This is a genomic window from Ensifer sp. ENS11, from assembly GCF_014851895.1.
GTDB lineage: Bacteria > Pseudomonadota > Alphaproteobacteria > Rhizobiales > Rhizobiaceae > Ensifer > Ensifer canadensis.
Map to the genome: position 1 here is coordinate 91,368 of NZ_JACVAN010000009.1, position 23,864 is coordinate 115,231.

A 23,864-nucleotide genomic window follows, 5' to 3' on the forward strand; every position below is an offset into this window, starting at 1 on the left:
TAAATCATCGGATTTGGTGGGCCGGCGCGGGGATCGTCCCGAGCCAGCACCATGAGGTTACCAGCGCCCGGCGTTCTGGCCGCCATCGACATGGAGGATCTCGCCGGTGACGAAGCTCGCGTTCTCCAGATAGAGTACGGCGTCGACGATATCGCGGATTTCGCCCATCCGGCCAACCGGATGCAGCGCAGAGAGGGCCGCGTGTGTCTCGGGCGCGTGCATGGGGGTCTTGATAACCCCTGGAGATACCGCGTTGACGCGAACCCCGCTCTTCGAGAATTCCATGGCAAGCGACTGGGTGACCGCGTTCAGCCCACCCTTGGTCAGGGAAGCAAGCGCTGAAGGCAGGCCGACGATCGGCTGATTGACCAGGCTTGTGGTGATGCTGACAATGTGGCCCGAGCCCTGCTTCAACATTTCGGCCGCGGCACGCTGGGTAATGTGGAAGAATCCGGCGACATTGACCCCGAGGTTGTGATCATAGTCTTCCTGGGTCATTTCAATGAACGGCTTGGCAAGAAACACGCCGGCGTTGTTCACAAGCGAGTCGATGCGACCGAAGCGCTCCATACCTTCGCGGACGATCCGTTCGGCGGTCTCCGGCCTGCTGATGTCGCCGGGCACGGCGAGAATGTCCGGGTCGGCCGTGGCCGCGATCGACCTGGAACTGGCTATGACGCGAAAGTTTCGGTCACGGTAGGCGCGAACCAGGGCGGCGCCGATGCCTTGTGACGCGCCGGTGATAATGACGACCTTCTGTTCGGTATTCATGATGTGATCCTTTCTCAATGGCAGCGACCGTCTGATCGACGCCCGCCCGACGCCCTCGGCGTTGGTGCTATTGATTTAGATCTATCCTGAGATCGGGAGAATGGTCAGAAGTTGGACGTCAGTCATTCGAATATCGGCATAATCAAGGGAGCGTACCTGCTTCTGCAGCCAGTCGGGCAAATTCGGAGCGCAGACGTGGCGTGGCGAAATCGACAAAGGCTCGAACCTTGGGCACGGACATGCGCCCCTGGGGTGCGAGCAAATGAACGGGCAGGGGTGGGTGCTCGGCGTCGGCGAGGACGATCTTCAGTCGCCCGTCTTTGACATGTTCAGCGACATGATAGGAATAGAGCCTGGCTACGCCTCTACCCGCGACGGCCGAAGCAGCGGCGGCCCGAACGCTGTTGACGATCAATCTCGGCGTGAAGTGAACCGTCCGCGGAATGGTCGAGTCTTCTGCCGGTGTGAAGTTCCAGGAATCGAGACCGAAATTGGTAAAGGCGATGATCTGGTGCTTTGTGAGGTCGGCTGGCACCTCGATGACGGGATGATTGGCGAGATAGCGGGGAGAAGCGACCACCACGCGCCTGACATCACCGCCCAATCGGGTGGAAATATGTGACGAATCCGCCAGATGGCCAATACGCAACGCAATGTCGACGCCTTCGTCCACCAGGTTGACGAACCGATCGAGCAGCAGCAGCCGGGCAGAAACAGCCGGGTGGACGTCGAGGAAATCATCCAGGATCGGACGCATAACCTCGTCCCCTATGATCGGCGGCACGGAAATGGTCAGCGTTCCACGCGGAGCCGCACGCTCACCGCCGGCGAGCATGTCGGCCTCCTCGAGATCGATCAGCACCCGCCGACAGGCAGTCGCGTAGCGTTGGCCGGCCTCGCTGAGCTTGAGTGTGCGGGTCGTTCGATGCAGCAGTTCGGCACCCACATGCGCTTCCAGGAAGCTCAGCGCGCGACTGACCGCCGTCGGGGAGCGCTTCAGCCGACGGGCAGCACCTGCGAGGCTGCCCTCGTCGATCGCGGTCACGAACACTTTCATTGCATCAATGCGATCCATTATTCTGCCGATCTCCGGTGTAGTGCCTATCAGCAGGCAAGTATTCGCCCGAAACTGGCAATAGGTAAATATGCGAACCGAAGGCACCTTCGGTTCCTCTCGGTCGAGATCGATATCGGCGATCGTCGCCGGCTGTGCCGAAACGCGGCTCCAATCAGGTATGTTTCAAGGCTTGGCGCAGCGAGCCAAATCTGAGGCGATAATGCGCGGCGGTCAGGCCCGTTTCACGGTGGAACAGGCGGCTGAAGAAGCTTGCGTCCTCATAGCCTGTTTCGTTGGCGATCGCCTCGATCGTCAGGTCGGTTGTTTCCAGCATCTGCTTTGCTTCTTCGATACGAAGCGCGTGTGCGTAGGCCAGCGGCGTCATACCTGTCGCTTTGGTGAAGCGGCGGATGAACGAGCGTTCCGACAGCCCGGAAAGAGCCACCATTGCGGCAACGGGCGCGCGGGTCTTGTAGTTCAGCGCGAGCCACTTTTGGCAGGAGTTGATCACCGCGTCGACCGTCTGGCGGAGGCTCATGAGTGACGCAAATGGCTGCTGCCCCAGGTCATGCCATTGCAGCATGTAGACCTTGGCCACTTCCATCGCCTCCTTGAGGCCGACGAACCGCGCAATGAGGTAGAGAGCGAGATCCTGCCAGCTTGACCCGCCCCCCGCCATAACGATGCGCTGCGCCTCACCACTCAGGACCAGTGACCGATCCAGGCGCACCCTGACACCAGGGTAATTGTTGGAAAGGGTCGTGACATAGCCCCAGTGGATCGTCGCTTCGCAATTGATGAGCAGTCCCGCCTCGCCGAGCAGGACGGCACCGGAACAGGCACTGGCCAGCAACGCGCCATCCTCATGCGTTCGCCTTAGCCATCTTGCTTCAGGCTCATACAGCCCTGCGACGCTGTCGCCCGGATTGATGAAAAAATCCGGAATGCACACGATCTGCGGTGGAGGGGAGTCGCCGAATGCGAAGTCTGGTTTGACCCAAATGCCGTTGGCGGCGCGAAAACCACTGTGTGAACGGGCAACGACATAGGGGCGCATGCGCTGTTGTCCCGCTTCACCCTTGACGATGAACGGCCAGTCGCGGCCGGGAGATGAAAACAGATCGAACATTCCGAACAAGGCGGAGGCCGTGACTTCGGGCACCGCGAGAAGTGCTACATTGATAGGGCTGTCCTGATCAAGCATGGCAGAAATGACCGCCTTCCAGCATTTTCGACTTTAGTACCAAGCGTCGAACGCGACTAGGCTCTTTCAGCCAAGAGGAGGTCTCGACATGTCCCATGATGTGCTCCGCAGTGTACTGCGTGGCGAGCTGCTCGAGCCCGGAACTTCGGCTTATGACGCTGCTCGAGTGGTTTGGAACGGGCTGATCGATCGGCGGCCTGCCTTGATTGCCAGATGCCGCAATGCTGCCGACGTCATCGCAGCGGTAAACCATGCGCGGACGCATCGGCTCACCATCGCCGTTCGCAGCGGCGGGCACAATGTCGCCGGCTACGCCGTTTGCGATGATGGTCTGATGATCGATATGTCGCCCATGAATGCCGTCCACATCGCGCCTGGGCTCGACCGTGTGCTGATCGAAGGCGGGGCGACATGGGGCGATGTCGATGCGGCGACCACGCCTTTTCGGCGGGCCACGCCGGGCGGACTGATTTCGATGACAGGCGTGGCCGGGCTCACTCTTTCGGGCGGCATTGGCTGGTTGCGCGGCACCCATGGCCTGAGCTGCGACAATCTCATTGCTGCCGATGTGGTCACCGGTGATGGCAGGCTCATCCGCGCCAGCGAAGTCGAGAATATCGACTTGCTTTGGGCGCTAAAGGGCGGCGGCGGGAATTTTGGCATCGTCGTGAACTTCGAGCTTCGTCTTCACGAAATCGCCGATCCGGTGATGTTCTGCGCGCCTGCCTATCCGGAAGAGCACGCCGTCGACGTCATCCCACAGTGGCGCGACCATATGGCTTCAGCCCCAGACGAAGTCAGTGGTCTCGCCGAATTCTCCACCATACCGAGTGATCAGGCCTATCCGGAACAGACATGGGGCAGGCGAGTGATAACGCTTGCCACTGTTTATGACGGTCCCGCTGAAAAAGGGGAGCGCGTCATGCAGCCGTTGCGCGCTCTTGGTGAGCCGTTGCTCGATTTCAGTGGTCAGATGCCCTATCGCGAGCTCCAGTCCATTTATGACGGATTGTTCCCCAAGGGGCGTGACCGCTGCTACTGGAAATCGACCTACCTTTCGGGCCTTGGTGACGATGTCATCGGCGCGATCATCGAGCGCCTGATTAAACGACCCTCCGAGATGACCTACGCGTCGATCTGGAAATTTGGCGGAGCCATGCAGCGCGTTGCTTCCGATGCCACTGCCTTCGGCGATCGCAACATACCTTACATGTTGAGCCTTGATGCGATCTGGTCCGATCCGTCAGATGATGACGCGAACATCAGTTGGGTTCGCAATGCATGGCAGGACATGCAGCCACATTCCACGGGTCGCCTCTACCTGAATTTTCCCGGGCTCGGCGAGGGTGACAACCTGGTTCGCAATGCTCTCGGCGCTGAAACCTATTCGAGACTTCAGAAGATCAAACGCGTCTACGACCCGGAGAACACAGAACATTGCGCCGGACGTTCGATTGTCTTGACCAATGAGCGGTCGCGGCAGTCGGCAAGGGCTGCACTCTGCCGATGGGGCGGATCGACCTGTGGATCCAAGCGCGCGTCACGCCGGAGTGGTACGCCATTTAGATCGCGACGTTGTCCCGCTCTCTCCTGTTACCAGTGGAACATTCGAGCTGACGCCGATGAGGTAAATTTCATCCGCGGATCTGTGGAGGAGAAACGTGATGACGACGGACATGACGATATCCGAAGTTCTGAGAGATCCACTTATCAGGCAGGTTCTGCGCGCCGATGGTATCGCCCCTGAGGCGTTCTCTGCTGCTTTAAAGCAGGCGGCCGCAGGTTTGCGACGCAGTCCCGGATTGTCTTGCTCTTCGACTGAGGCCCAGAACGCATCCATATCGACGTGAATGAGTTTCCGGAGCGGTCAAGCGCCTCATCGTCCAAGGTAGTTCGCGACCAGCTGTTTAGCGAGGCGACAAGATCGTTTATGCCGCAGCCACCCATCGCGCGTTCTTATTAGACGTGCAAAGGTCGCTGTAGGACTTTGAATTACTGCATATTTTTATCCTTAAGTCGAATGCGATTTAAGGATAAAAATATGCAGTAGGCGGCGGCAACGATACGAGTTGCTTGCGATCGTCACGAACGGAAATTCGTTCTCCAGCACACCCGAACCGGTGCTTCGGTGCCGCTTTTCGGATGGCGCCGTCGCCGTTGCCGAGCATCCAAGGCGCCACGTGCGGTTCCGAATCGGACAATTTCGGCAGCATGCTTCGAAGCCTACTTGCGTAACCGGGAGCATCCACACATGCACGCCGGAACACACCTTTGCGTTCATGCAAGATCTCTGAGGATGTGGCAGGATTTCCCTCTAAGCCTTTCAATACGCGACAAAATTCTGTTTGCAGCGATGTGACCTGGGTCGTGTCATTTACTGCGGCAAAGCGTTGAGATCATCCCGATCACCTGCGTTTTCCAGCGCCGCAATTCACATCAAAAACCCATAAATGCAGGCGGTGCCACCGTCTGCCGAGCGATGTTAGCTTGCCTTCGGGAGGAAACGAAGGAGCTGACCATATGCCAAAATCGATCGTCAACGCCGTAGGCACCCCGCTTTTTTACAGTGGAGCATCGACTGCGTGGTTCTCTGCGACGGGATCGGGGCCTGTGCTTTACGGCACTGAGGCAAACGACTCGATCTGGGGCGATGGCTCCGTCGATGTCACCATGGCGGGCGGGAAGGGTGACGACATTTACTACCTCTATTCGGGCATCAACCGTGCCATGGAGACGGCTGGAGCTGGTGTTGATACCATCAACACCTGGATGAGCTATACCTTGCCTGAGAATTTCGAAAACCTGACCGTCACCGGCAGCGGCCGGCATGCTTTCGGCAACAACGCCGACAATATTATCTCGGGGGCTTCCGGTAGCCAGACGATCGACGGCGGCGGCGGCAACGACATTCTGGTCGGCGGCAGCGGCGCGGACATCTTCGTCGTCGGCCGAGGTGGCGGCAGCGATCTGATTGCCGACTTCGACAGTTCCGATACGGTCCGGCTGAATGGTTACGATCTCACAAGCTTCCAGCAGGTCACCAGCCTTGCGACACAGGAAGGCACGGATTTGAGGCTGAACCTCGGCGACGGCGAGAGCTTGCTGTTTGCTGACACGACCGTGGCCGATCTCGCGCCGGAGCAATTTCAGCTTAGTCTCGATCGCTCAAACCTTGCGCTGAGTTTTGCCGACGAGTTTGACAGCCTCTCCCTTCATGATGGCGATCAGGGCGTATGGGATGCAAAGTTCTGGTGGGCGCCTGAAAAAGGCGGAACCTTGGCCAGCAACGGCGAACTGCAGTGGTACATCAATCCTGACCATGCGGAGACCGCTGCCATCAATCCATTTTCGGTCGAAGATGGCGTGCTGACGATTAAGGCAGAGCCGACGCCGGATGCACTGGAATCAGAGATCGATGGGTACGAATACACGTCCGGAATGCTGACGACGTACTCGACCTTTGCGCAGACCTACGGCTATTTCGAAATCAGAGCGGACATGCCGACCGAAACCGGCACTTGGCCGGCGTTCTGGCTGTTGCCGGCAGATGGCTCCTGGCCCCCCGAACTCGATGTTGTCGAGATGCGGGGGCAGCAACCGAACATTGTCAACGTAACCGTTCACAGCAACGAGACCGGTGAACAGACAAGCGAGACGACCGCAGTCAAGGTCGCCAGTACCGAAGGGTTTCACACCTACGGCGTGCTATGGGAAGAGGATGAAATCGTTTGGTATTACGACGACGTCGCCGTGGCGCGTGCCGATACGCCCGCGGACATGCACGACCCCATGTACATGGTGGTCAATCTGGCGGTGGGAGGGGCAGCGGGGGAACCGAACGCAGACTTCGGCGACGGAGCGGAAATGCAGATCGACTATATTCATGCCTATGCTCTGGATGAAGTGCAGTCGGCGACTGGCGAAGCGCAGCCGATGGACGACTGGTTATCCTGATTCTTCACTTGGGCGCGCGCCGACCAATGCTCAGCCCGTGCCTCCTTGAGCGGTTGGACAGTGCCGACATCCGTCCGAAGTTGCCCCGCGTCGAACAGTCCGGCGATTGCGCGCAGTGCCTTGGCTCGCTTCTCGTCGGGATGCGCCGTCGGCGACACAAGGATGCCACCGGGCCGGCAATCTCTGGTAGCGGTTTAGCGCCAATGACCACCAGATCGGACTGACTGGTGAACGAGCGCCGCGCGCTTTGAATGTTTGCGACCTGACAAAGACCGGTGCCTCATGGCCCGCTAGCTTCCCGATTGTCGCCAGCGGCGCCATCGCCGCGCGGCATTGTAACGGTTCATTGGATCAGGGAAACAACGATATGGGATCTTTTAGTGTCTGGCATTGGGTGATCGTGCTGGCAGTCGTGTTGCTGTTGTTCGGGCGCGGCAAGATCCCGGAGTTGATGGGCGACGTCGCCAAGGGCATTCGCAGCTTCAAGAACGGCTTGAGCGACGAGACCGCAGCGCCCGCCGAGAAGCGGATAGAAACGGGATCGGGAGAGTAATCGGTTGCGCCGAGCCCACGACCAAGCAGCCTGAGCATGCCGATCGTCAACCGGCTCGCTCAGGCAGTCGGTCGGGGGGAAGCCTCACGACCTGCTGGAGCAATTGATCGATTTTCTTCCGGCAAATTCAAACGAGCGTGGCGTGATCGATCAGACGGCGGATGCTGCCAACGAAGTCAGCGATGTTGGCATCGTGTGTCGGCACCATGGCCGCGTGGATCAACGCAGCTGCCAATGCGCGCCTCCCTAGGGTGAGCCGGTCGGGGCTGAGATCCACGACGCGCCGGATTGACCATGGTGAAAGCCGTTCGACAACGGCACGCCGGGATAGGCGATCGCCAGCCGTTCGAGCCCCTCTGTGGCCGAGATCCGCCCGGTTGCAACATCCTCATAGATACGGGCGACCGTCACCATGTCGCAGTCCTGCGGCGACAGCCGGACTCGGCTGATGCCGACGGCCGGCAGTTCGGCAAGCTCCTGCAGCAGGCTCTGGCAGGTGTGCGACAGGGTCTGGACCCCATTGAGCGTGAGGAACGGCTGGCGATCGAGCGTCTCGACAATGAGGCCGTCGCTGTCTTCGCCGCAGATGAACTGGCAGTTGTCCTTGACCAGCCCCTTGGAGCGGGCGTGGGCGCAGCGCGCCGAGATTGCCAGCGGCACGCGGCCAAAGCCGAAGATTTCAAATTCGACATCAGGCGCATCGCGAACGATGTCGCGCACTGATGCCATGGGCAACTCCGGCGGCAGGCAGATGCTGGTCGCACCGCGTGACGCCAGCAGTCTCGCGGTGGCACCGTTGTAGACGTTGATCAGAGGTCCGATCGAATGCGGTTTGCCGGCAAGGAGCCCGAGCGCGGACAGATCGTTGGCCTCGATCGGGTGGATGCTGTCGCGCACCAGACCGCGCACGAGTTGGCTCTCGCGCTCCAGGGTGACGAGTGCAAGCGAGGCAAGGCTGACCTTCTTGCCGGCGCCTTCCAGCCGTTCGATTACTTCCGCGACATGCGGCTCGATGAAATGCAGGCGCTTCGAGCAGACCGCCTCGCCGAGGGTGACATGATCAACCGGGCCTTCGTCGGCGATACGGAAATAGAAGTCGCGCCATTTGGGTCCGTCCCAGAGGTAAAGCACCGGGCCGAGGCTGAGCGAGGGGTGGGTTGTTGCGGACATGTCGTTACCTCCACCGCTTTTCATAGGCGCCCGACGTCGTCTTCTGTCCTTCGCTGAGCCGCCTAAGTCGTGACAACAAGGCGGGCCTTTCGGCCGCATCGGCAGCGACGGCGCGGCGCATGATTGAAACAACCTCGGCGACATAGGCCTTGCCGCGCTGGCGACCCTCGATCTTAAGTGCGCCGACGCCGGCATCGCGCAAGGCATCGATATGATCCATGACATCGAGAGAAACCGGATCCTCGAAGGCGTAGCCACGCTCCTCGGCAATGTCGAAACGTCCCTTGCAGAGCGTCGGATAGCCGGCAGCCTCGCCGGCCGGAAATCGGTTGATGGTGTAGTCGCCCAGCTCCGACACCAGTTCGCTGCCATCCTCGCGGTAACGAACGTGGCTTGCCGGCGAACAGACTCCGTTCATGTTGGGCGATTTGCCAGTGGCATAGGACGACAGCGAGCAGCGGCCTTCTGCCATCACGCAAAGCCCGCCGAAAACAAAGACCTCGATCTCGCAGCTGATCTGGCGTGCAAGGCGGGCAATATCCGGAATGGTCAGAATACGCGGAAGCACGACGCGCTTCGCTCCGAAGGTTTCGACCAGGAATTTGACGGCATCGGCGTTGGAGGCGGAAGCCTGGACCGAGACGTGTAGCCGCTGCTGAGGGTGGCGCTCGGCGGTGTAGGCCATCAATCCGAAGTCGGCGAGGATCACGGCATCGGCCCCCAGACGCACGGCATCGTCGACGGCGTCATGCCAGAGCTTTTCGTGGCCAGCCCGCATGAAGGTGTTGATGGCAACGAAGGTCATCACCTTGTGCCGGCGCGCATAGGCGATCGCCGTCTTCAGCTCGTCGCGCGAAAAGTTCAGGCCGGGAAAGTTGCGTGCATTGGTCTCGTCGCGAAAGCCGCAATAGACCGCATCGGCACCGGCATCGACGGCCTCGCGAAAGGCAGCCGGCGTGCCTGCCGGACAGATCAGTTCCATCTGGCTGCCTCCCCGGACAATGCGCGTGTCCTGATCTCAGATGCCGCGCGCAGAACCAAAGGCGCGAACGGCCCGCTCATGCGGGCGATATCTGCGGGCAGGTCGATATTGCAGTCGTCGAGCGCGTTGCGCAGCGCCAACATGGCTTCCATGTCGCCCGTTATCGTCAGGCTTCTGGAAAAGAACACGGCATCGCCGTCGATCTGGCCCTCGAGCAACGCCAGAAGCAGCACGAACTTGCCGCCCATGCAGGCGTCAGCGGCCGGCAGATGGGCAGCGCGGTGAACAGAGATGCGCCGGGCGGCCGGCTCGACCAGAAAGCTTACCGGAAGGTCCGTCGGGATGAACGCATAGCGTTTGCCGGCGTGCTCCCCGAGCCGGTCAAAAAGATCCGGATGCTGCTCGACGACCTGGGCAAAGACGAGCCGCGCGGCGTGTTCTAAGAGGGGGATTGGTACGATCCGGAGCGGCACGGTCATCGCAAAGGGTAGGGTCATAGGCTGCCTGCATGAAAACGGAGCAAAGAATGGCCGCATGCTAGTCGGCGCGTCGCCACCGCTGTTTGTCCCACGTCAAAGACATCGGGCATTTGCCGCCCGTAAGAGGCGGTATGAACAAGAGCTTCCTTCCCGCCAAGGGTTTCGTCTCGCTTCAGGGTTTTGCCTGTGCGCTGGAGCGCGAGGGGGAGCTGAAGCGTATCTCCCGTCCCGTGTCCCTGGTGCACGAAGTGACGGAGATCCACCGGCGCATTCTGGCAGATCAGGGCCCGGCTTTGCTCTTCGAGCGGCCGGTCGATGCGTCAGGGCGCGTCCACGACATCCCGCTCTTGGCCAATCTCTTTGGCACCGAGCGTCGGATCGAACGTGGTTTCGGACTGACGGCCGGCGGGCTGACCGGGCTTGCGCGAGACCTGGCGGAACTGCGAGACCCGCGGGCGCCGGGATCGCTGCGCGACGCCTGGGACCGGCTGCCGCTGTTGCGCTCGGCGCTCTACATGCGGCCGAAACATGTGACATCAGCACCGTGTCAGGACATCGTCTGGCGCGGTACGAACATCGACCTTGGCCTTCTGCCGATCCAATGGTGCTGGCCGGGCGAACCCGCACCGCTGATCACCTGGCCACTGGTGATCACCCGCGCACCGGACGATCCGCGTGATGTCAATGTCGGCATCTATCGTATGCAGGTGCTTGGCCGGGATCGAGTGATCCTGCGCTGGCTTGCCCATCGCGGCGGCGCGCGACACCATCGCCTGTGGCAGCGCCAGGGGCGCGACATGCCGGTTGCCGTAGCAATCGGCGCCGATCCTGCGACGATCCTCGCTTCGGTCATGCCGCTGCCGGAGGGGCTGAGCGAGCTCAACTTTGCCGGATTGCTGCGGCGCAGCCGAACGCAATTAGTCGCCGCCACATCGGTGCCGCTGGCCGTGCCGGCAAATGCCGAGATCGTGCTTGAGGGAACGGTGTCGGCAACCGAGACCGCCGACGAGGGCCCCTATGGTGACCATACCGGCTACTACAATTCGGTCGAGCCGTTTCCGGTCATGACGCTTTCTGCCATCACGACGCGCCGTGCCCCCTATTATCTCTCCACCTACACCGGCCGCCCGCCGGACGAGCCTTCAAGGCTCGGCGAGGCAATGAACACATTGTTCATTCCGCTCGCCAAGAAACAGTTCCCCGAGATCACCGATCTCTGGCTGCCGCCGGAAGCCTGTTCCTATCGCGCTATGGTGGTCGCGATCGACAAGCGTTACCCGGGACAGGCGAAACGTCTGATGATGGGTCTGTGGTCGATGCTGCCTCAGTTCAGTTACACCAAGCTGATCATCGCAGTCGACCCGGATATCAACGTCCGCCACTGGCCCGACGTCATGTGGGCGCTGGCGACCCGCTTCGATGCCAGCCGCGACGTCACCATCATTGCCGACACACCGATCGACTATCTCGATTTTGCGTCGCCGCGCTCCGGTCTCGGCGGCAAGCTCGGGCTGGATGCCACCGCCAAGATCGGTTCCGAGACCGATCGGGAATGGGGACGCGTCCTCGATATGACACCCGATGTCATCAGCCAGGTGGATGCCATCTGGGCCGATCTTGGGCTTGAAAGGAAAGCATCATGAGCAGGCACCGAATTGTCGTCGGCATCACCGGTGCGTCGGGCGCTGCCATACCGTTGCGCATTGCCGAGCGGCTTGCACAGATCGAGGAAGTGGAGATGCATCTGGTGCTATCGCCGTCGGCCCATCGCACACTTGCCCATGAGGTTGGCGGACATGCGCTGTTGCGGTTGCTGGAGAAGGCGGACCGGACCTATGAGCATGACGATATCGGCGCTGCGATCGCCAGCGGGTCGTTTCCGACCGCCGGCATGATCGTCGCGCCCTGTTCGATGCGCACGCTTGCTGCGATCGCCAACGGGCTTGCCGACAATCTCATCGTTCGCGCCGCGGACGTGCACCTGAAGGAACGCCGTCGTCTGGTGCTGATGGCGCGCGAAACGCCGCTGCATCTCGGCCACTTGCGCAACATGTGTGCGGTGACCGAGATGGGAGCGATCGTCATGCCGCCGGTGCCGGCGTTCTACAATCGGCCTGATAGCGTCGAGGCAATCATCGATCATCTCGCCGCAAGGGCGATCGATCTCCTCGCGCTGCCGATCGGCCCGCTTGCGACCGCCTGGCAGGGGGAGGTTCAGTCGAAAGGCAACGCCTGCAACAGCGGATCTGCCCCGAACATAACGTAGTGGCCACCGGCGAGCAGCCAGAACGTGATCGCCGCGGTCGCGAAGGCTGACAGGATCATCACCGGATCGAGGCGCAGGCACGCCTGACCTTTCAATATCGCGACAAAGGGCCAAATCGAGGTGCCTTGCTGGGCAATCGACCAATTGTCCGCCAGGCGGCGCCGCACACGCTTTTCCACCATGAGGAAACCGCCGAGGGCAAAAAGCGCGAAGCCGCCGAAGAGCACCAGAGAGCGCAGATCGCCATTGGTGACGACATGGCCGAGAGCCCACAGCAGGAAGCCCCAAAGCACCGGGTGACGTGTGACGCTGACGATCGCACCCTTCCGGGCGTTGCTTTGGTAAATGGAGATCGACAGCGGGTTCTCACTGAACAGGCCGGCGAGAACGAGGAAGAGCCCGAGTGGCGCGAGGACGAATGTCGTCCACGCCTGCCACGGGGCCGGCTCCCAGAGCGGGATGAAATCGAGCGCAAGCGCTGCCTGAAAAACCCAGATGAGCGCGACGATCGACAGCAGCGAATAGACGGTGAAATAGGTCCGCCGCCCCAATAGTGTGATCAGCCGCTGACGCAGCGTCGGCAATGCCGGCACCATATGAAGGGCAAGGAAAACTGCGAATGCCGCGAGAAAATTGTACATCACTGGGCCTCAGATCCTCTCAGCAAGGAGCAACCGTTCTGTCGCGATATGGCGCCGGACGGTTTCGAAAAAGGCGCGCAGCATGTAGCCGATCGCCTCCCAGCTGTGCGGGCAGCGCGTGTGAAGCAGTTCATGGAGGACGCGGGCGACTTGCTCGGCCAGTTTTCCGTCATGCCGGTGCTCGTCGCGCAAACGCTCGATCAGCCTCTGTCCGTCGTTGGGGCTTCTTGCCGCCATGATGGCTGGAAACAGGATCTGATCCTCAAGCCTGTGCACGGCCAGCAGCGTCGATGGCAACTTCTCTGCAATCTCGCTGCAAGCGGCCGCATCGATGCGGCGCGGCAGGGAGTCGGCAATCGCCTCGAGGCGATCACACAATCCGAGTAGGCTCTGATAGCCTTCTTCCAAGGCAGTCCGTCCGGGCATGGGCAGCTCCGTCAGCGAGATTTGTCATCCCTCAAACGTCTAGGCGCAATCGAAAGGGCGATCTTTGACATTTCGCAAACTGGATGGTGACCGCCTGGTGAGGAGACATCCGCGACATGGCTATTGCGACGGGTCGAGGAAGAGCACGACGGCGATCGCGACGGAAAACAGGATAGCCGACAGCGTTGCCGCACGCTGCAGGACCCCCATGCGATAGAGAAGGATGGCGAACCCGACAATGATCGGGGTTGCGACGGAAAGGCCGATTTGAGCATCTGTCATCGAAAAACTCCTGGAATGATCCTGCTGCTATCAGCCCAGTTGCCAGGCCTCTTTGCGTAATCGCAAAGACAGGTCATCCCCGCCTGCCTAGGTGTCGGCCGGTTCCGGCAAAGGAGTTGGCGCATGGACGGACGGGCACTCCCGGTTCAAGACGCAGACGAGAACGCATCCGCGGATGACCTTCTGCTTTGGGTGCTGGTGTGGAGCGAGTTGGCCGCCTTCGGCATCCTGCTCGTAGGTTTTCTCGTGGTCGGTGTCATCCAGGCGGACGCGTTTGCCGCCGCCCGTTCACATCTCAACCCGTTGCTCGCAGGTATCAATACGCTCGTTCTTCTGACCAGCGGCTGGCAGGCGGCTCTGGCGACGCGTCCGGCAGCTTCGACGCCGACGCGCCGGCGCGCGCTCGTTCTTGCCGCGCTCTTCGGTTTCGCCTTCGTCGCCATCAAGCTGTTCGAATATTCGACCGAAGTCGCCGTCGCCGGGTTGCCGAAGTTCGGCGCCTTCTTCGAGCTCTATTTCCTCATCACTGGCTTCCACCTGCTGCATGTCGCCTTCGGCAGCGTGATTCTGCTGTTGGTCGCCTGGCGCCCAAGCCCGGGAAACATCGCTCTGATCACCACGCTCTGGCACGTCATCGACCTTGTCTGGATCGTGATGTTCCCGATCATCTATCTCGCGTGAACGCCATGACCCATCACAATGCGCGCCGACTTCGCAATACCTTTGCCGTGCTGATCGCGATCGTGCTTTCGGGCATGGCCATCATGACGCTTTGCGGCGGCACGGCTTTCGTGATCGCGGCCCTGCTGGTGCTGGCGGTGATCAAATGCCGGCTTGTTGCCCTCGATTTCATGGGCCTTGGCCAGGCGCCGGCTGGCCTGCGGTTTGGCCTCTTGGCCTGGCCGATGATGCTTGCGCTTCTGGCCCTGGCCAAGCTTGCGATGGACGTGGTGCTATCCGCTTGAAACCACTCTCTGTCTTGTTTGCCAAAACGCAAAGAAGGCCCTTCGGAAATCCCTAGACATGGGTCGCGCCCCGACAGTTCGTCGGTGCCGCACGTCGCGGCGCCAAGCGGGGAGGGGATCAGATAAGCCGGCCACGGTGTTTGCGGCCGGCCGAAGTCGAAAGGATGACGTGATGGCAGAACGCCTCACCAAGACCGGGGCCCGAAACGTCTTTTACGGCGGGTCCTTTTTCTTTTTTGCAATCTTTGTCGGGCTTACCGCCCACAGTCACTACTACATGCGGACTGTCTCGACCGATGAGTCGACCCTGACGGACGCCGTCGCCCGCGGCAAGCACGTCTGGGAAAAGAACGCCTGTATCAACTGCCACACGCTTCTCGGTGAAGGCGCCTATTTCGCGCCCGAGCTCGGCAATGTCTGGAAACGCTGGGGCGGCGAGACCGATCCGGAAGGTGCGCGCGAGACAATGAAGGCCTGGATGGCGGCCCAGCCGAGCGGCATCGAAGGGCGCCGCCAGATGCCGCAGTTCAACCTGACCGAACAGGAACTCAACGACCTCGCCGATTTCCTGGAGTGGACGAGCCGCATCAAGACCCAGAACTGGCCGCCGAACGAGGCCGGCTAAGCGTTGCGATTGGAGTGTGAAATCATGAAATACCAGACCCAGAAGGTCGCAATGCTCTACTTCTACGGAGCAATCGGCCTGTTCCTCGCCCAGGTGCTGTTCGGCGTCCTTGCCGGCACCATCTACGTCCTTCCCAATACCTTGTCCGAACTGTTGCCTTTCAACATCGTTCGCATGGTGCACACCAACGCGCTCATCGTCTGGCTGCTGATGGGCTTCATGGGGGCCACTTATTATCTCCTGCCGGAAGAGGCGGAGACCGAGCTTTACAGCACGAAGATCGCAATCGCGCAGTTCTGGATCTTCCTGATCGCAGCTGCGATTGCCGTCGTCGGCTATCTCCTGCACATCCACGAAGGCCGAGAGTTTCTCGAACAACCCTTCGCGATCAAGGTCGGCATCGTCATCGTCGCTCTGATGTTCCTCTATAACATCACGTTGACGGTCCTTAAGGGCCGCAAGACGACCGTCACCAACATCCTGATCTTCGGGCTCTGGGGTGTGGCGATCTTCTTCCTCTTTGCCTTCTACAATCCGATCAATCTCGCGCTCGACAAGATGTACTGGTGGTACGTCGTTCATCTCTGGGTCGAAGGCGTCTGGGAACTGATCATGGCGTCGGTGCTCGCCTTCCTGATGATCAAGCTCAACGGCATCGACCGGGAAGTCGTCGAGAAGTGGCTCTATGTCATCGTCGGCCTGGCACTGTTTTCGGGCATCCTCGGCACTGGCCACCACTACTACTGGATCGGCGCGCCGGGCTACTGGCAGTGGATCGGTTCGCTGTTTTCGACGCTCGAGGTTGCGCCGTTCTTCACCATGGTGATCTTCACCTTCGTGATGACCTGGAAGGCCGGCCGCAAGCATCCGAACAGGGCGGCGCTGCTGTGGTCGATCGGCTGCTCGGTTATGGCCTTCTTCGGCGCCGGCGTCTGGGGCTTCCTGCACACGCTGTCGTCGGTGAACTACTACACCCACGGCACGCAGGTGACCGCCGCTCACGGGCACCTCGCCTTCTTCGGTGCCTATGTCATGCTCAACCTTGCGGTCATGGCCTATGCGATCCCCGAAATTCGCGGGCGGGCACCCTATAACCAGATGCTTTCGATGGTCAGCTTCTGGATCATGTGCACGGCCATGTCGGTGATGACCTTCGCGCTCACCTTCGCCGGTGTGCTGCAGGCCCACCTTCAGCGCGTGCTCGGTGAAAGCTACATGGACGTCCAGGACCAACTCGCTCTGTTCTACTGGATCCGCCTTGGCTCCGGCGTCTTCGTGCTGATCTCGGCATTGATGTTCGTCTGGGCAATCCTCGTCCCCGGCCGGGAACGCAGCAAGACGCTGAGCGCATCGATGCAGCCCGCAGAATGAATGAACGTGCCGGTCCGGGTTGCCCGGACCGGCCAATCTCCTTCCTCCTTTTTTACGGAGTCATGCCATGAGCATTGTTCAACCAAGCCTGGTACCGGTATCGATCGACATTCCGGCCTATAGCCCCTCCGGCAATGAATGCGCGCTGTTCGAGAATGCCTGGGTCCGGCAATTGCCGCTGCTGCTCAAGGGGCCGACCGGTTGCGGCAAGACGCGTTTCGTCAGCCATATGGCAGCAAAGCTCGGCCTGCCGCTTTCCACCGTCTCCTGCCATGACGATCTGGCCGCAGCGGATCTGACCGGACGCTACCTGTTGAAGGGCGGAGATACGATCTGGGTCGATGGCCCCCTGACGCGCGCCGTGCGTGAAGGCGGGATCTGCTACCTCGACGAGATCGTCGAGGCCCGCAAGGACGTCACCGTCGTGCTGCATCCGCTGACAGACGACCGCCGCATGTTGCCGCTGGAGCGGACCGGCGAATTGCTCGAAGCGCCTTCAGCGTTCATGCTGGTCGTCTCCTACAATCCCGGCTACCAGAACCTGCTCAAGAGCCTGAAGCCGAGCACCCGACAGCGCTTCGTCGCAATCGAGTTCGATTTCCTGCCACGCAACCAGGAGATCGAAGTGGTCTCCCGCGAGAGCGGACTGGCCGCAAGCCAGGTCGCGCCACTCGTCAACCTCGCTCAGCGCCTGCGCGCACTCAAAGGGCATGATCTCGAGGAGGGCGTCTCGACACGGCTGCTTGTCTATTGCGCCTGCCTGATCGATGCCGGAATGCCGATCAGGGACGCGGTGCGCGCTGCGATGATCGAGCCGCTGACCGACGAGCCGGACGTGCGGGCAGCCCTTCTCGAAGTCGCCGCCTCCTTGATCGCCTGAGGACAGGCCCATGCTGGATTTCCTAGAACTCGAAGAAACCGTCGGGCGCGCCTGGCACCGGTTCATTGGCAACACCGGCACCTGGCGACGTTATCCCGAGCAGGCTGTCAAACTGGCCGACATGATGCCGATGCTGGCGATCAGCTTTCGAGGACACGGCGGCGAGACCGCGGTCCAGATCGTCCCCGCACGCGGCCGCACGTCTGGCCACCGTCTGAAGTGGCGACAGAAAATGGGTCTCGGCGAGGAAAAGCTCGTTCAGCCTGGCCGGGATCACGCCTCGTTGATGCTGCCCGGCGAGATCGACATCTTTCCCGACCGGAAACTCAACATTGACCTCTATCTCTGGCTGGTCGCCTATATGGCGACCATGCCGCTTGCCCCGCGTGATGAGGCCGACCCGTTACAGGCCGACCTTACGTATCTGTCGCAGGCGCAGGAAACCGTGGCGGAGGTCTTTCAGCGATTTCCGGGCATGCGCCATAAATACTGCCGCCTGGCTGAAGCCGTTCTTATCGAGCGCCAGCGCGGTTCACTCCCGTCGGTAGAGCAGCATGTCGAAAACCGTGTCCTGCGGCTGTTGCGCAAGGCGGCCGGACAGCCGGATACGACTTTGCCGGCAATCTTCCCGCATCGCGCGCCGCCGGGATATTTGCCGCTGCTGCCGGTGCCGCTGTGGCCCGATACCTTGCTGCGACCCGAGACCATTACCGAACGCGATGACGATGTGGCGGCAACAGGTGCCGCCTCCAGCCAGATCGCCGAGACCGAACGGCACGTGGCCGTCAGGGAAAACCCGGAGAACCGCAAGGGCGATCGTAGCCCCTTCATCCTCAACCGCTTCGAAAAAATTCTGGCGATGGCCGAGATGGTCAATGTCGACCGGCCATCCGACGACAGCGACGAACACGACAACAAGGCCGCACAGGATCTTGACGAGATGACGCTTGGCGAGCGGAAGGGCCGCCCGTCTGCGCGTTTTCGCTTCGATCTCGACCTGCCGCCGGAAGCCGTCGACCCGACGCCGCTGACATCAGAACTGACCTATCCCGAATGGAACTACAGGACGTCGAGCTATCTGAAAGACCATTGCCGGGTGCTGGCCAGCCCAGCCTCGGGCATGGAGGACCGGGCTGAACTCACACCGGAAACCAGGAGCCTGATCCGGCGGGTACGGCGCCAGTTCGAAGTGCTGCGTCCGCGCAACGAGATCCTGCGCGCGCAGATCGACGGCGCCGATCTCGATCTCGATGCCGTGGTGCGGGCTCGCACCGATCTGGCGGCCGGCGGGCAGGGGAGCGATCGCATCCATCTGATGAGCCGCCCGCAGGTTCACGACCTCGCCGTCACCATCCTGGTCGACGTCTCGCTTTCAACCGATGCCTGGTCCGACAATCGCCGGGTGCTGGACGTCGAAAAGGAGGCGCTGCTCATTCTCGCCCATGGCCTTTCGGCCTGCGGCGACAATCATTCGATCCTCACTTTCACCTCGCGGCGGTGCGACTGGGTGAAAGTGGAAAGCGTCAAAGCTTTCGACGAGCCGATGAGCCCGCTGGTCGAATCCCGTATCGCCGCATTGAAGCCGGGATATTACACCCGCATCGGTGCGGCTATCCGCCATGCCACATCAGAGCTCCAGAGGCAGCCCAACCGCAAGAAGCTGCTTTTGGTCCTGACCGACGGCAAGCCGAACGACGTCGATCACTATGAGGGACGCTTCGCGCTGGAGGACAGCCGCAGGGCGGTGATGGAAGCGCGCCGAAGCGGCATCAGCGCTTTTGCCGTCACCGTCGACCGGGAGGCGCGGTCCTATGTGCCTGCCATGTTCGGCCAGAACGGTTATGCGCTGGTCGGCAATATCGCCCGGCTGCCGGCGGCATTGCCGGCGATCTACCGAAGCCTGGCGGGATAGAACGGTCAGGTACAACGCGAAAAGGCCCGGTCTCGACCGGGCCTTTTCGTGTTTGTGGTCAGCCGAGGTTCAGGCCGCCTTGCTGTGCGTGCGTGGCGCGTCGTCGATATAGGCATCGAATGCTGCGGCCACGGCGCGGATCACGAAGCGATGATCCTGACTTACCGTTATGACGCCGTCGGCGATATCCAGCACGCCGTCATTGGCCATCGTCGTCAGCCGTGCATTGCCACCGAGAAGGACGTTCGGGTCGCGTCCGTGTGCGGTGGCGATTGCCTTGATGTCGACCGTGAAGTCGCACATCAGTCTCTCGATGATCGCGGCACGCAGGCGATCCTCATCGGTCAAACGATATCCCTTGGTCGTTGCCAGCCGTCCAGACGCGATGTGGCTTGCATAAAGTCCTGGGGGAACCTCGTTCTGCACGTAGCCGGCTTGTGACCGGCCGATTGCCGAGGCGCCGAAACCGATCAGCGTTTCACAATTGTCCGTGGTATAGCCCTGAAAATTCCGCCGAAGCGTGCCAGAGGATTGCGCGAGCACGAGATCGTCGTCGGGCAGGGCGAAGTGGTCGAGCCCGATCTGGCGGTAACCCGCTTCGCAGAGCGCCTCGCTGATGGCGAGCGCCTGATCGGTGCGCGCCGAAGCGTCGGGCAGAACGTTCTCGTCGATCATGCGCTGGTGTTTCTTGAACGACGGCACATGCGCGTAGCCGAAGACGGCGAAGCGCTCCGGCCGCATCGCCACTGCCGCCTGGACCGTCTCGACGCAGGAGCGAACCGTCTGGTGCGGCAATCCATAGATCAGGTCGAAATTGATTCCGGTGACACCGGCTTTGCGAAGATGCGCCACTGCATCCGCCGTCTGCTGTTCTGTCTGAATGCGGTTGATCGCCTTCTGGACGACCGGGTCGAAGCTCTGTACGCCGAGGCTGGCGCGTCCAACGCCCCCTTCGCCAAGCGCTTGCGCCATGGCTGCGGTCAGGCGTCGGGGATCGATTTCGACAGCCACGCCTGTCTTTTGACCAAACAGGTAGCGTTCGCGCAGGAGGGCCATCAGGGAAAGGAACTCTTCCGGCTCGATGATCGTCGGCGTCCCGCCGCCGAAATGGACCTCGCCGATCGGCAGCGGCGCGGACACATGATCGGCCACCATGCCGATCTCCTGCCTCAGCACGTTGAGGTAATCGAGGATCGGTTCGTCCTGCCGGGTAATCGTGGTGTGGCAACCGCAATACCAGCACATCGATCGACAGAAGGGGATGTGCAGATAAAGAGACACATCCCGATCTTCGGGAACCGCGCCGAGCCAATCGGCGTAGGTCGTGCGATCGACACCGGCGGAAAAACGCGGTGCGGTCGGGTAGCTGGTGTAGCGCGGCAAGCGCATCTCGGCATATTTCAAAAGGGCGGTGGACTGCATGGCGGTTCCTATCGGCTTGTCGAAACAATCGATCCGTTTCTAGGCCGCGTGCCCCCGTCGTTCTTTGCGAAATGCCAAGTAACCGACCATGAAGGCGCAAAGCGGGATTTGTTTGCGCTTCGACAAAATGTCGCGTTGCCGTCGGCATTAGCCTTTGCAAATCCGGGCCGTTTGCGCCGGCGTTTCCCGGAAGCTGAGGCAACAACGGCGCCCTGAACGGACTGAGATGACCACTGCAGAAACAGAAACCAAGCCCTTCATCGACGTGCGCACCATCCCGCCGGTGGAGCGCCATCCGAAGATCTTCGGCATGCTCAATGCGCTGGCCGAGGGCGGCTCCTTCATCATCGTCAACGACCATGATCCGCGTCCGCTGCACTATCAGTTGGAAAGCCGCTACCCCGGCGAATTTACCTGGGATTACCTCGAGCAGGGACCGGATGTCTGGCGGGTCGAGATCGGCCGGCAACAGGCCTCCGGCTGCGATTGCTGCTGCGGCAGCAGCAGCGGCCACTGATACGAGTGTCCCGGCTAGGGCGTTTCCAGTTTAGGCGTAGCCGCAGGAACGCTCTATCTCTTTGTGTTTACGCATTTCCGGCCGGAAAGCCGCTTCGCACTTTCCTGGAAATGCGCTCTTCTGGATGAACCGCGATGTTCGGTGCCACGCTTTCCCGCTGGACGATGTCCTATTTCGCGGCTGCGCTGATCTTTCTTGCCATCGGCGAGATCATGATGGTCCTCGGCTTCGGATATCCGGTTTCATCCATCGAGGCCCCTGAGACGCTGGCGCTCGTCCATACCATTGCGCTCGGATGGCTCAGCCTCTTGATGGCGGGGGCCCTGCTGCAGTTCGTGCCTGTTCTCGTTGGTCGGCCGCTTTCGCTTCCCCACCTGGCTCTTCCGGCTCTGGTGCTGCTGGTTGTCGGCATAACCAGCCTGGTGCTTGGTTTTGCCAGCCTCGCAGGCGCCAACAGCCTTTCACCGCTCCTTCTGCCGTTCGGGGCGACTGTGACGATCGCCGGTTTCGGCCTGCTCATCATCATCTTTGCATCGACGCTTTGGCAGGCGCGACCGCTGCCCTTGCCCGCGCGGTTCGTCGCCGTTGGTCTTGGCTCGCTGGTCATGACCTTCTTTCTCGGTGGCATCTACGCATTCGTCCTTGCCGGACTTGCCGATGCGCCGGCCGCGATCGATCTGACGCTCGAAGGTGTTTCGCTCCATGCCACGTTGGGGCTGGGCGGCTGGCTGAGTTTTACGACCATGGGGGTCAGCTACCGTCTTTTGACCATGTTCATGCTGTCGCCGGACCGCGAACGGCATAGTAGCAGGATCGTCTGGGCGCTGGGTGCTGTTGCCCTCGGAATGATCGTCTGCATTGTGCCGATGATCCTTTCCGGTTCGGACGGGCGGACGCCCCTTCTCGTCGGTGCGGCGCTCGCCGGTGTGATCGCCATTGGAATTTACATGGCGGACATCGTGCGGATCTACCGCGAGCGCAAACGCAAGCTCATCGAATTGAACAGCCGCGCCGGCATCGGCGCTTTCGTGGCGCTGATAGTCGCGACCGTGTTCTTCGTAGCTTTGATCGTCAGCGGCCAAATCGAAGAAGGCGTGGGCGCGCTTGTCTATCTCGTCACTTTTGGCTGGCTGACGGGCATGGGGTTGGCGCAGCTTTACAAGATCGTTCCCTTCATCACCTGGCTCGAATGCTACGGCGCGCTGCTTGGACGCATGCCGACGCCGCGCGTTCAGGATCTGGTCGTCGAAACGCGTGCGACGTTCTGGTTTCGCCTCTACTATCTCACCGTGATCGTTGCCTCGACAGCGCTCTATTTCGACAACGCATTGCTGTTTCAGGCGAGCAGCTTTGGCCAGTTGATTGCGGTCAATGCGTTGCTTTGGGAATTCGTGGCAACACGAAGGCTCAGCAACGTGCCCAGTAATCTTCGGCTTCCTGGCGGCTTCGCCCGTCCGCATCTCTTCTTCCCATCGTTTCAGTCACGGAGACAACCATGACCAAAGACCCCATCGAGCTCGACGTCCGGCCGCTTCTCAAGAGCGGTAGCGATCCGTTCCAGGCCATCATGCGCGCCGTCGACGGTCTGGCACCCGGACAACCGCTCAAACTGATTGCAACGTTCAGGCCGGTGCCGCTTTTCAGCGTCATGGCCGGCCGCGGCTTTGCCCACCAGGACCAGCCGCTCGGCAACGGCGACTGGGAGGTTCTATTCACGCCGGAGGAACAGGTCGATGAGATCAGGGTCTCCGCCGGCGACACGGATCTGGACGCATGGCCGGATCCCGCGCGCCAGCTCGATCTGACGGATCTGGACCCGCCCGAGCCGATGGTTCGCATCCTCGCCGTGGTGGAAAAGATGCAGGCCGGCGAGGTGCTTTTCGCACTTCTCGCGCGCGAGCCGCTGTTTCTCTACCCCGAACTAGCCAAACGCGGTCACAAATGGGCCGGGAACTTCGACGCGGCGGGCGAGACCTATCGCATCCTGATCCGCGTCGGTGGACAGAAGGGGGACGAAAATGCAGCCGACTGAACGCGAAGAGCTGGTCGAAAGCATTCGCAGCGCCCTGCGGATGATCGTCGATCCGGAAATGGGGTCCAATGTCGTGGATCTCGGTTTGATCTACGACATTGCTGTCCAGGATGGCGGCATCGTCCGCGTAACGATGACCACGACGATAAAGGCCTGCCCCGCCACGGCCTTTCTCAAGGAAGCCGTGCAGAACTGCGTCTGGTACGTTCCCGGCGTCGAATATGCCGAAGTGCGGCTGACCTACGAGCCGCCATGGACCCCGGAAATGATGCGCGAGGCATCTGCCAGGTATTAGGTCGTGGACGTGTAAACTTGCACGCATGTAGCGTGCTGGTGCGCACTGTGCTGTCAATCA

General features: G+C 61.0%; 24 protein-coding genes and 1 pseudogene. 15 read left to right on the forward strand and 10 right to left on the reverse strand.

The window, feature by feature from the left end:
- Positions 1 to 57 precede the first annotated feature (57 nt).
- From IB264_RS18725 to IB264_RS18735, 3 genes are all read right to left on the reverse strand, one after another.
- Positions 58 to 771: an SDR family NAD(P)-dependent oxidoreductase gene (locus IB264_RS18725; RefSeq protein WP_057207205.1), complete on the reverse strand. Its 714-nt coding sequence runs from the start codon at positions 769 to 771 to the stop codon at positions 58 to 60.
- A gap of 142 nt (positions 772 to 913) precedes the next feature.
- Complete coding sequence (locus IB264_RS18730) at positions 914 to 1,846, reverse strand: LysR family transcriptional regulator (protein ID WP_057207206.1); 933 nt, start codon at positions 1,844 to 1,846, stop codon at positions 914 to 916.
- 154 nt (positions 1,847 to 2,000) lie between these two features.
- Complete coding sequence (locus IB264_RS18735) at positions 2,001 to 3,032, reverse strand: GlxA family transcriptional regulator (protein ID WP_084814004.1); 1,032 nt, start codon at positions 3,030 to 3,032, stop codon at positions 2,001 to 2,003.
- A gap of 88 nt (positions 3,033 to 3,120) precedes the next feature.
- Here IB264_RS18735 and IB264_RS18740 point away from each other — a divergent pair.
- From IB264_RS18740 to IB264_RS18750, 3 genes and pseudogenes are all read left to right on the forward strand, one after another.
- Positions 3,121 to 4,449: pseudogene (locus tag IB264_RS18740) on the forward strand (FAD-binding oxidoreductase); the annotation flags it as partial.
- A 1,103-nt stretch (positions 4,450 to 5,552) separates the two neighbouring features.
- Positions 5,553 to 6,986 carry a family 16 glycosylhydrolase gene (locus IB264_RS18745; RefSeq protein ID WP_057207209.1) on the forward strand — a complete coding sequence of 478 codons (1,434 nt, stop codon included), beginning with the start codon at positions 5,553 to 5,555 and terminating at the stop codon, positions 6,984 to 6,986.
- A gap of 367 nt (positions 6,987 to 7,353) precedes the next feature.
- Positions 7,354 to 7,539 carry a twin-arginine translocase TatA/TatE family subunit gene (locus tag IB264_RS18750; protein WP_025430220.1) on the forward strand — a complete coding sequence of 62 codons (186 nt, stop codon included), beginning with the start codon at positions 7,354 to 7,356 and terminating at the stop codon, positions 7,537 to 7,539.
- Between the two features lie 246 nt (positions 7,540 to 7,785).
- Here the strand turns inward: IB264_RS18750 and IB264_RS18755 are convergent, their stop codons facing one another.
- From IB264_RS18755 to IB264_RS18765, 3 genes are read right to left on the reverse strand one after another with little or no spacing between them, the layout of a single operon-like run.
- Positions 7,786 to 8,709, reverse strand: a complete 924-nt coding sequence (locus IB264_RS18755) for a U32 family peptidase (protein WP_057225867.1) — start codon at positions 8,707 to 8,709, stop codon at positions 7,786 to 7,788.
- Positions 8,710 to 8,713: 4 nt separating this feature from the next.
- A complete protein-coding gene (locus IB264_RS18760; RefSeq protein ID WP_057217002.1) occupies positions 8,714 to 9,691 on the reverse strand; it encodes a peptidase U32 family protein in 978 nt (325 codons plus the stop codon).
- The gene (locus tag IB264_RS18765; RefSeq protein ID WP_057225863.1) at positions 9,682 to 10,188 is read right to left on the reverse strand and encodes an SCP2 domain-containing protein; all 507 of its coding nucleotides are present in this window, start codon (positions 10,186 to 10,188) and stop codon (positions 9,682 to 9,684) included. Before IB264_RS18765 ends, IB264_RS18760 begins: the two co-directional genes overlap by 10 nt.
- A 113-nt stretch (positions 10,189 to 10,301) precedes the next feature.
- Here IB264_RS18765 and IB264_RS18770 point away from each other — a divergent pair, with 113 nt between their 5' ends.
- Positions 10,302 to 11,813, forward strand: coding sequence for a UbiD family decarboxylase (locus IB264_RS18770; protein ID WP_025430216.1), 1,512 nt, complete (start codon positions 10,302 to 10,304; stop codon positions 11,811 to 11,813).
- Positions 11,810 to 12,436, forward strand: coding sequence for a UbiX family flavin prenyltransferase (locus tag IB264_RS18775; protein ID WP_025430215.1), 627 nt, complete (start codon positions 11,810 to 11,812; stop codon positions 12,434 to 12,436). The genes IB264_RS18770 and IB264_RS18775 overlap by 4 nt, the downstream gene beginning before the upstream one ends.
- On the opposite strand, the gene IB264_RS18780 is transcribed toward IB264_RS18775, so the two are convergent.
- The 3 genes from IB264_RS18780 to IB264_RS18790 all read right to left on the reverse strand — a co-directional run bounded on the left by IB264_RS18780 (position 12,385) and on the right by IB264_RS18790 (position 13,785).
- Positions 12,385 to 13,077, reverse strand: a complete 693-nt coding sequence (locus tag IB264_RS18780) for an NnrU family protein (RefSeq protein WP_025430214.1) — start codon at positions 13,075 to 13,077, stop codon at positions 12,385 to 12,387. The genes IB264_RS18775 and IB264_RS18780 overlap by 52 nt on opposite strands.
- A 9-nt stretch (positions 13,078 to 13,086) precedes the next feature.
- Positions 13,087 to 13,503, reverse strand: a complete 417-nt coding sequence (locus IB264_RS18785; RefSeq protein ID WP_025430213.1) for a hemerythrin domain-containing protein — start codon at positions 13,501 to 13,503, stop codon at positions 13,087 to 13,089.
- A gap of 120 nt (positions 13,504 to 13,623) precedes the next feature.
- A complete protein-coding gene (locus IB264_RS18790; RefSeq protein WP_164474911.1) occupies positions 13,624 to 13,785 on the reverse strand; it encodes a hypothetical protein in 162 nt (53 codons plus the stop codon).
- A gap of 123 nt (positions 13,786 to 13,908) precedes the next feature.
- On the opposite strand from IB264_RS18790, the gene IB264_RS18795 reads away from it, so the two are divergent.
- The 6 genes from IB264_RS18795 (at position 13,909) to IB264_RS18820 (ending at position 19,538) form a co-directional block, all read left to right on the forward strand.
- Positions 13,909 to 14,466, forward strand: coding sequence for a cytochrome c oxidase subunit 3 (locus IB264_RS18795; RefSeq protein WP_025430212.1), 558 nt, complete (start codon positions 13,909 to 13,911; stop codon positions 14,464 to 14,466).
- Positions 14,467 to 14,471: 5 nt separating this feature from the next.
- Entirely contained in the window at positions 14,472 to 14,750 is a 279-nt protein-coding gene (locus IB264_RS18800) for a cytochrome C oxidase subunit IV family protein (RefSeq protein ID WP_025430211.1), read from the forward strand.
- A 172-nt stretch (positions 14,751 to 14,922) separates the two neighbouring features.
- A complete protein-coding gene (locus tag IB264_RS18805) occupies positions 14,923 to 15,375 on the forward strand; it encodes a cytochrome c (protein WP_025430210.1) in 453 nt (150 codons plus the stop codon).
- A 24-nt stretch (positions 15,376 to 15,399) separates the two neighbouring features.
- Positions 15,400 to 16,746 (forward strand): nitric-oxide reductase large subunit, encoded by a 1,347-nt coding sequence (locus IB264_RS18810; RefSeq protein ID WP_025430209.1) that lies wholly within the window; start codon positions 15,400 to 15,402, stop codon positions 16,744 to 16,746.
- A 67-nt stretch (positions 16,747 to 16,813) separates the two neighbouring features.
- Positions 16,814 to 17,626, forward strand: coding sequence for a CbbQ/NirQ/NorQ/GpvN family protein (locus IB264_RS18815; protein ID WP_025430208.1), 813 nt, complete (start codon positions 16,814 to 16,816; stop codon positions 17,624 to 17,626).
- A 10-nt stretch (positions 17,627 to 17,636) separates the two neighbouring features.
- Positions 17,637 to 19,538, forward strand: coding sequence for a nitric oxide reductase activation protein NorD (locus tag IB264_RS18820; protein ID WP_025430207.1), 1,902 nt, complete (start codon positions 17,637 to 17,639; stop codon positions 19,536 to 19,538).
- Positions 19,539 to 19,607: 69 nt separating this feature from the next.
- Here IB264_RS18820 and hemN read toward each other — a convergent pair whose 3' ends face one another.
- Positions 19,608 to 20,960: an oxygen-independent coproporphyrinogen III oxidase gene (gene hemN, locus IB264_RS18825; protein WP_057225852.1), complete on the reverse strand. Its 1,353-nt coding sequence runs from the start codon at positions 20,958 to 20,960 to the stop codon at positions 19,608 to 19,610.
- 226 nt (positions 20,961 to 21,186) lie between these two features.
- Between hemN and IB264_RS18830 the strand changes: the two genes are divergently transcribed.
- The 4 genes from IB264_RS18830 to IB264_RS18845 all read left to right on the forward strand — a co-directional run bounded on the left by IB264_RS18830 (position 21,187) and on the right by IB264_RS18845 (position 23,804).
- Positions 21,187 to 21,477 (forward strand): DUF2249 domain-containing protein, encoded by a 291-nt coding sequence (locus tag IB264_RS18830; RefSeq protein ID WP_025430205.1) that lies wholly within the window; start codon positions 21,187 to 21,189, stop codon positions 21,475 to 21,477.
- 134 nt (positions 21,478 to 21,611) lie between these two features.
- A complete protein-coding gene (locus IB264_RS18835) occupies positions 21,612 to 22,976 on the forward strand; it encodes a hypothetical protein (RefSeq protein WP_025430204.1) in 1,365 nt (454 codons plus the stop codon).
- On the forward strand, positions 22,973 to 23,509 hold the full coding sequence (locus IB264_RS18840; protein WP_025430203.1) for a DUF2249 domain-containing protein: 537 nt from the start codon (positions 22,973 to 22,975) through the stop codon (positions 23,507 to 23,509). The genes IB264_RS18835 and IB264_RS18840 overlap by 4 nt, the downstream gene beginning before the upstream one ends.
- Positions 23,496 to 23,804 carry a metal-sulfur cluster assembly factor gene (locus tag IB264_RS18845; protein WP_025430202.1) on the forward strand — a complete coding sequence of 103 codons (309 nt, stop codon included), beginning with the start codon at positions 23,496 to 23,498 and terminating at the stop codon, positions 23,802 to 23,804. The genes IB264_RS18840 and IB264_RS18845 overlap by 14 nt, the downstream gene beginning before the upstream one ends.
- Positions 23,805 to 23,864: the final 60 nt, after the last annotated feature.

What these genes read in the sequence shown, in the direction of transcription:
- IB264_RS18790 (WP_164474911.1), bottom strand. Translation starts at nt 13,785, where the DNA reads ATGACAGATGCTCAAATCGGCCTTTCCGTCGCAACCCCGATCATTGTC.
- IB264_RS18765 (WP_057225863.1), bottom strand. Translation starts at nt 10,188, where the DNA reads ATGACCCTACCCTTTGCGATGACCGTGCCGCTCCGGATCGTACCAATC.
- IB264_RS18820 (WP_025430207.1), top strand. Translation starts at nt 17,637, where the DNA reads ATGCTGGATTTCCTAGAACTCGAAGAAACCGTCGGGCGCGCCTGGCAC.
- IB264_RS18780 (WP_025430214.1), bottom strand. Translation starts at nt 13,077, where the DNA reads ATGTACAATTTTCTCGCGGCATTCGCAGTTTTCCTTGCCCTTCATATG.
- IB264_RS18755 (WP_057225867.1), bottom strand. Translation starts at nt 8,709, where the DNA reads ATGTCCGCAACAACCCACCCCTCGCTCAGCCTCGGCCCGGTGCTTTAC.
- IB264_RS18745 (WP_057207209.1), top strand. Translation starts at nt 5,553, where the DNA reads ATGCCAAAATCGATCGTCAACGCCGTAGGCACCCCGCTTTTTTACAGT.
- IB264_RS18840 (WP_025430203.1), top strand. Translation starts at nt 22,973, where the DNA reads ATGACCAAAGACCCCATCGAGCTCGACGTCCGGCCGCTTCTCAAGAGC.
- IB264_RS18730 (WP_057207206.1), bottom strand. Translation starts at nt 1,846, where the DNA reads ATGGATCGCATTGATGCAATGAAAGTGTTCGTGACCGCGATCGACGAG.
- IB264_RS18760 (WP_057217002.1), bottom strand. Translation starts at nt 9,691, where the DNA reads ATGGAACTGATCTGTCCGGCAGGCACGCCGGCTGCCTTTCGCGAGGCC.
- IB264_RS18845 (WP_025430202.1), top strand. Translation starts at nt 23,496, where the DNA reads ATGCAGCCGACTGAACGCGAAGAGCTGGTCGAAAGCATTCGCAGCGCC.
- IB264_RS18750 (WP_025430220.1), top strand. Translation starts at nt 7,354, where the DNA reads ATGGGATCTTTTAGTGTCTGGCATTGGGTGATCGTGCTGGCAGTCGTG.
- IB264_RS18805 (WP_025430210.1), top strand. Translation starts at nt 14,923, where the DNA reads ATGGCAGAACGCCTCACCAAGACCGGGGCCCGAAACGTCTTTTACGGC.
- IB264_RS18810 (WP_025430209.1), top strand. Translation starts at nt 15,400, where the DNA reads ATGAAATACCAGACCCAGAAGGTCGCAATGCTCTACTTCTACGGAGCA.
- IB264_RS18835 (WP_025430204.1), top strand. Translation starts at nt 21,612, where the DNA reads ATGTTCGGTGCCACGCTTTCCCGCTGGACGATGTCCTATTTCGCGGCT.
- IB264_RS18775 (WP_025430215.1), top strand. Translation starts at nt 11,810, where the DNA reads ATGAGCAGGCACCGAATTGTCGTCGGCATCACCGGTGCGTCGGGCGCT.
- IB264_RS18735 (WP_084814004.1), bottom strand. Translation starts at nt 3,032, where the DNA reads ATGCTTGATCAGGACAGCCCTATCAATGTAGCACTTCTCGCGGTGCCC.
- hemN (WP_057225852.1), bottom strand. Translation starts at nt 20,960, where the DNA reads ATGCAGTCCACCGCCCTTTTGAAATATGCCGAGATGCGCTTGCCGCGC.
- IB264_RS18800 (WP_025430211.1), top strand. Translation starts at nt 14,472, where the DNA reads ATGACCCATCACAATGCGCGCCGACTTCGCAATACCTTTGCCGTGCTG.
- IB264_RS18795 (WP_025430212.1), top strand. Translation starts at nt 13,909, where the DNA reads ATGGACGGACGGGCACTCCCGGTTCAAGACGCAGACGAGAACGCATCC.
- IB264_RS18785 (WP_025430213.1), bottom strand. Translation starts at nt 13,503, where the DNA reads ATGCCCGGACGGACTGCCTTGGAAGAAGGCTATCAGAGCCTACTCGGA.
- IB264_RS18725 (WP_057207205.1), bottom strand. Translation starts at nt 771, where the DNA reads ATGAATACCGAACAGAAGGTCGTCATTATCACCGGCGCGTCACAAGGC.
- IB264_RS18830 (WP_025430205.1), top strand. Translation starts at nt 21,187, where the DNA reads ATGACCACTGCAGAAACAGAAACCAAGCCCTTCATCGACGTGCGCACC.
- IB264_RS18815 (WP_025430208.1), top strand. Translation starts at nt 16,814, where the DNA reads ATGAGCATTGTTCAACCAAGCCTGGTACCGGTATCGATCGACATTCCG.
- IB264_RS18770 (WP_025430216.1), top strand. Translation starts at nt 10,302, where the DNA reads ATGAACAAGAGCTTCCTTCCCGCCAAGGGTTTCGTCTCGCTTCAGGGT.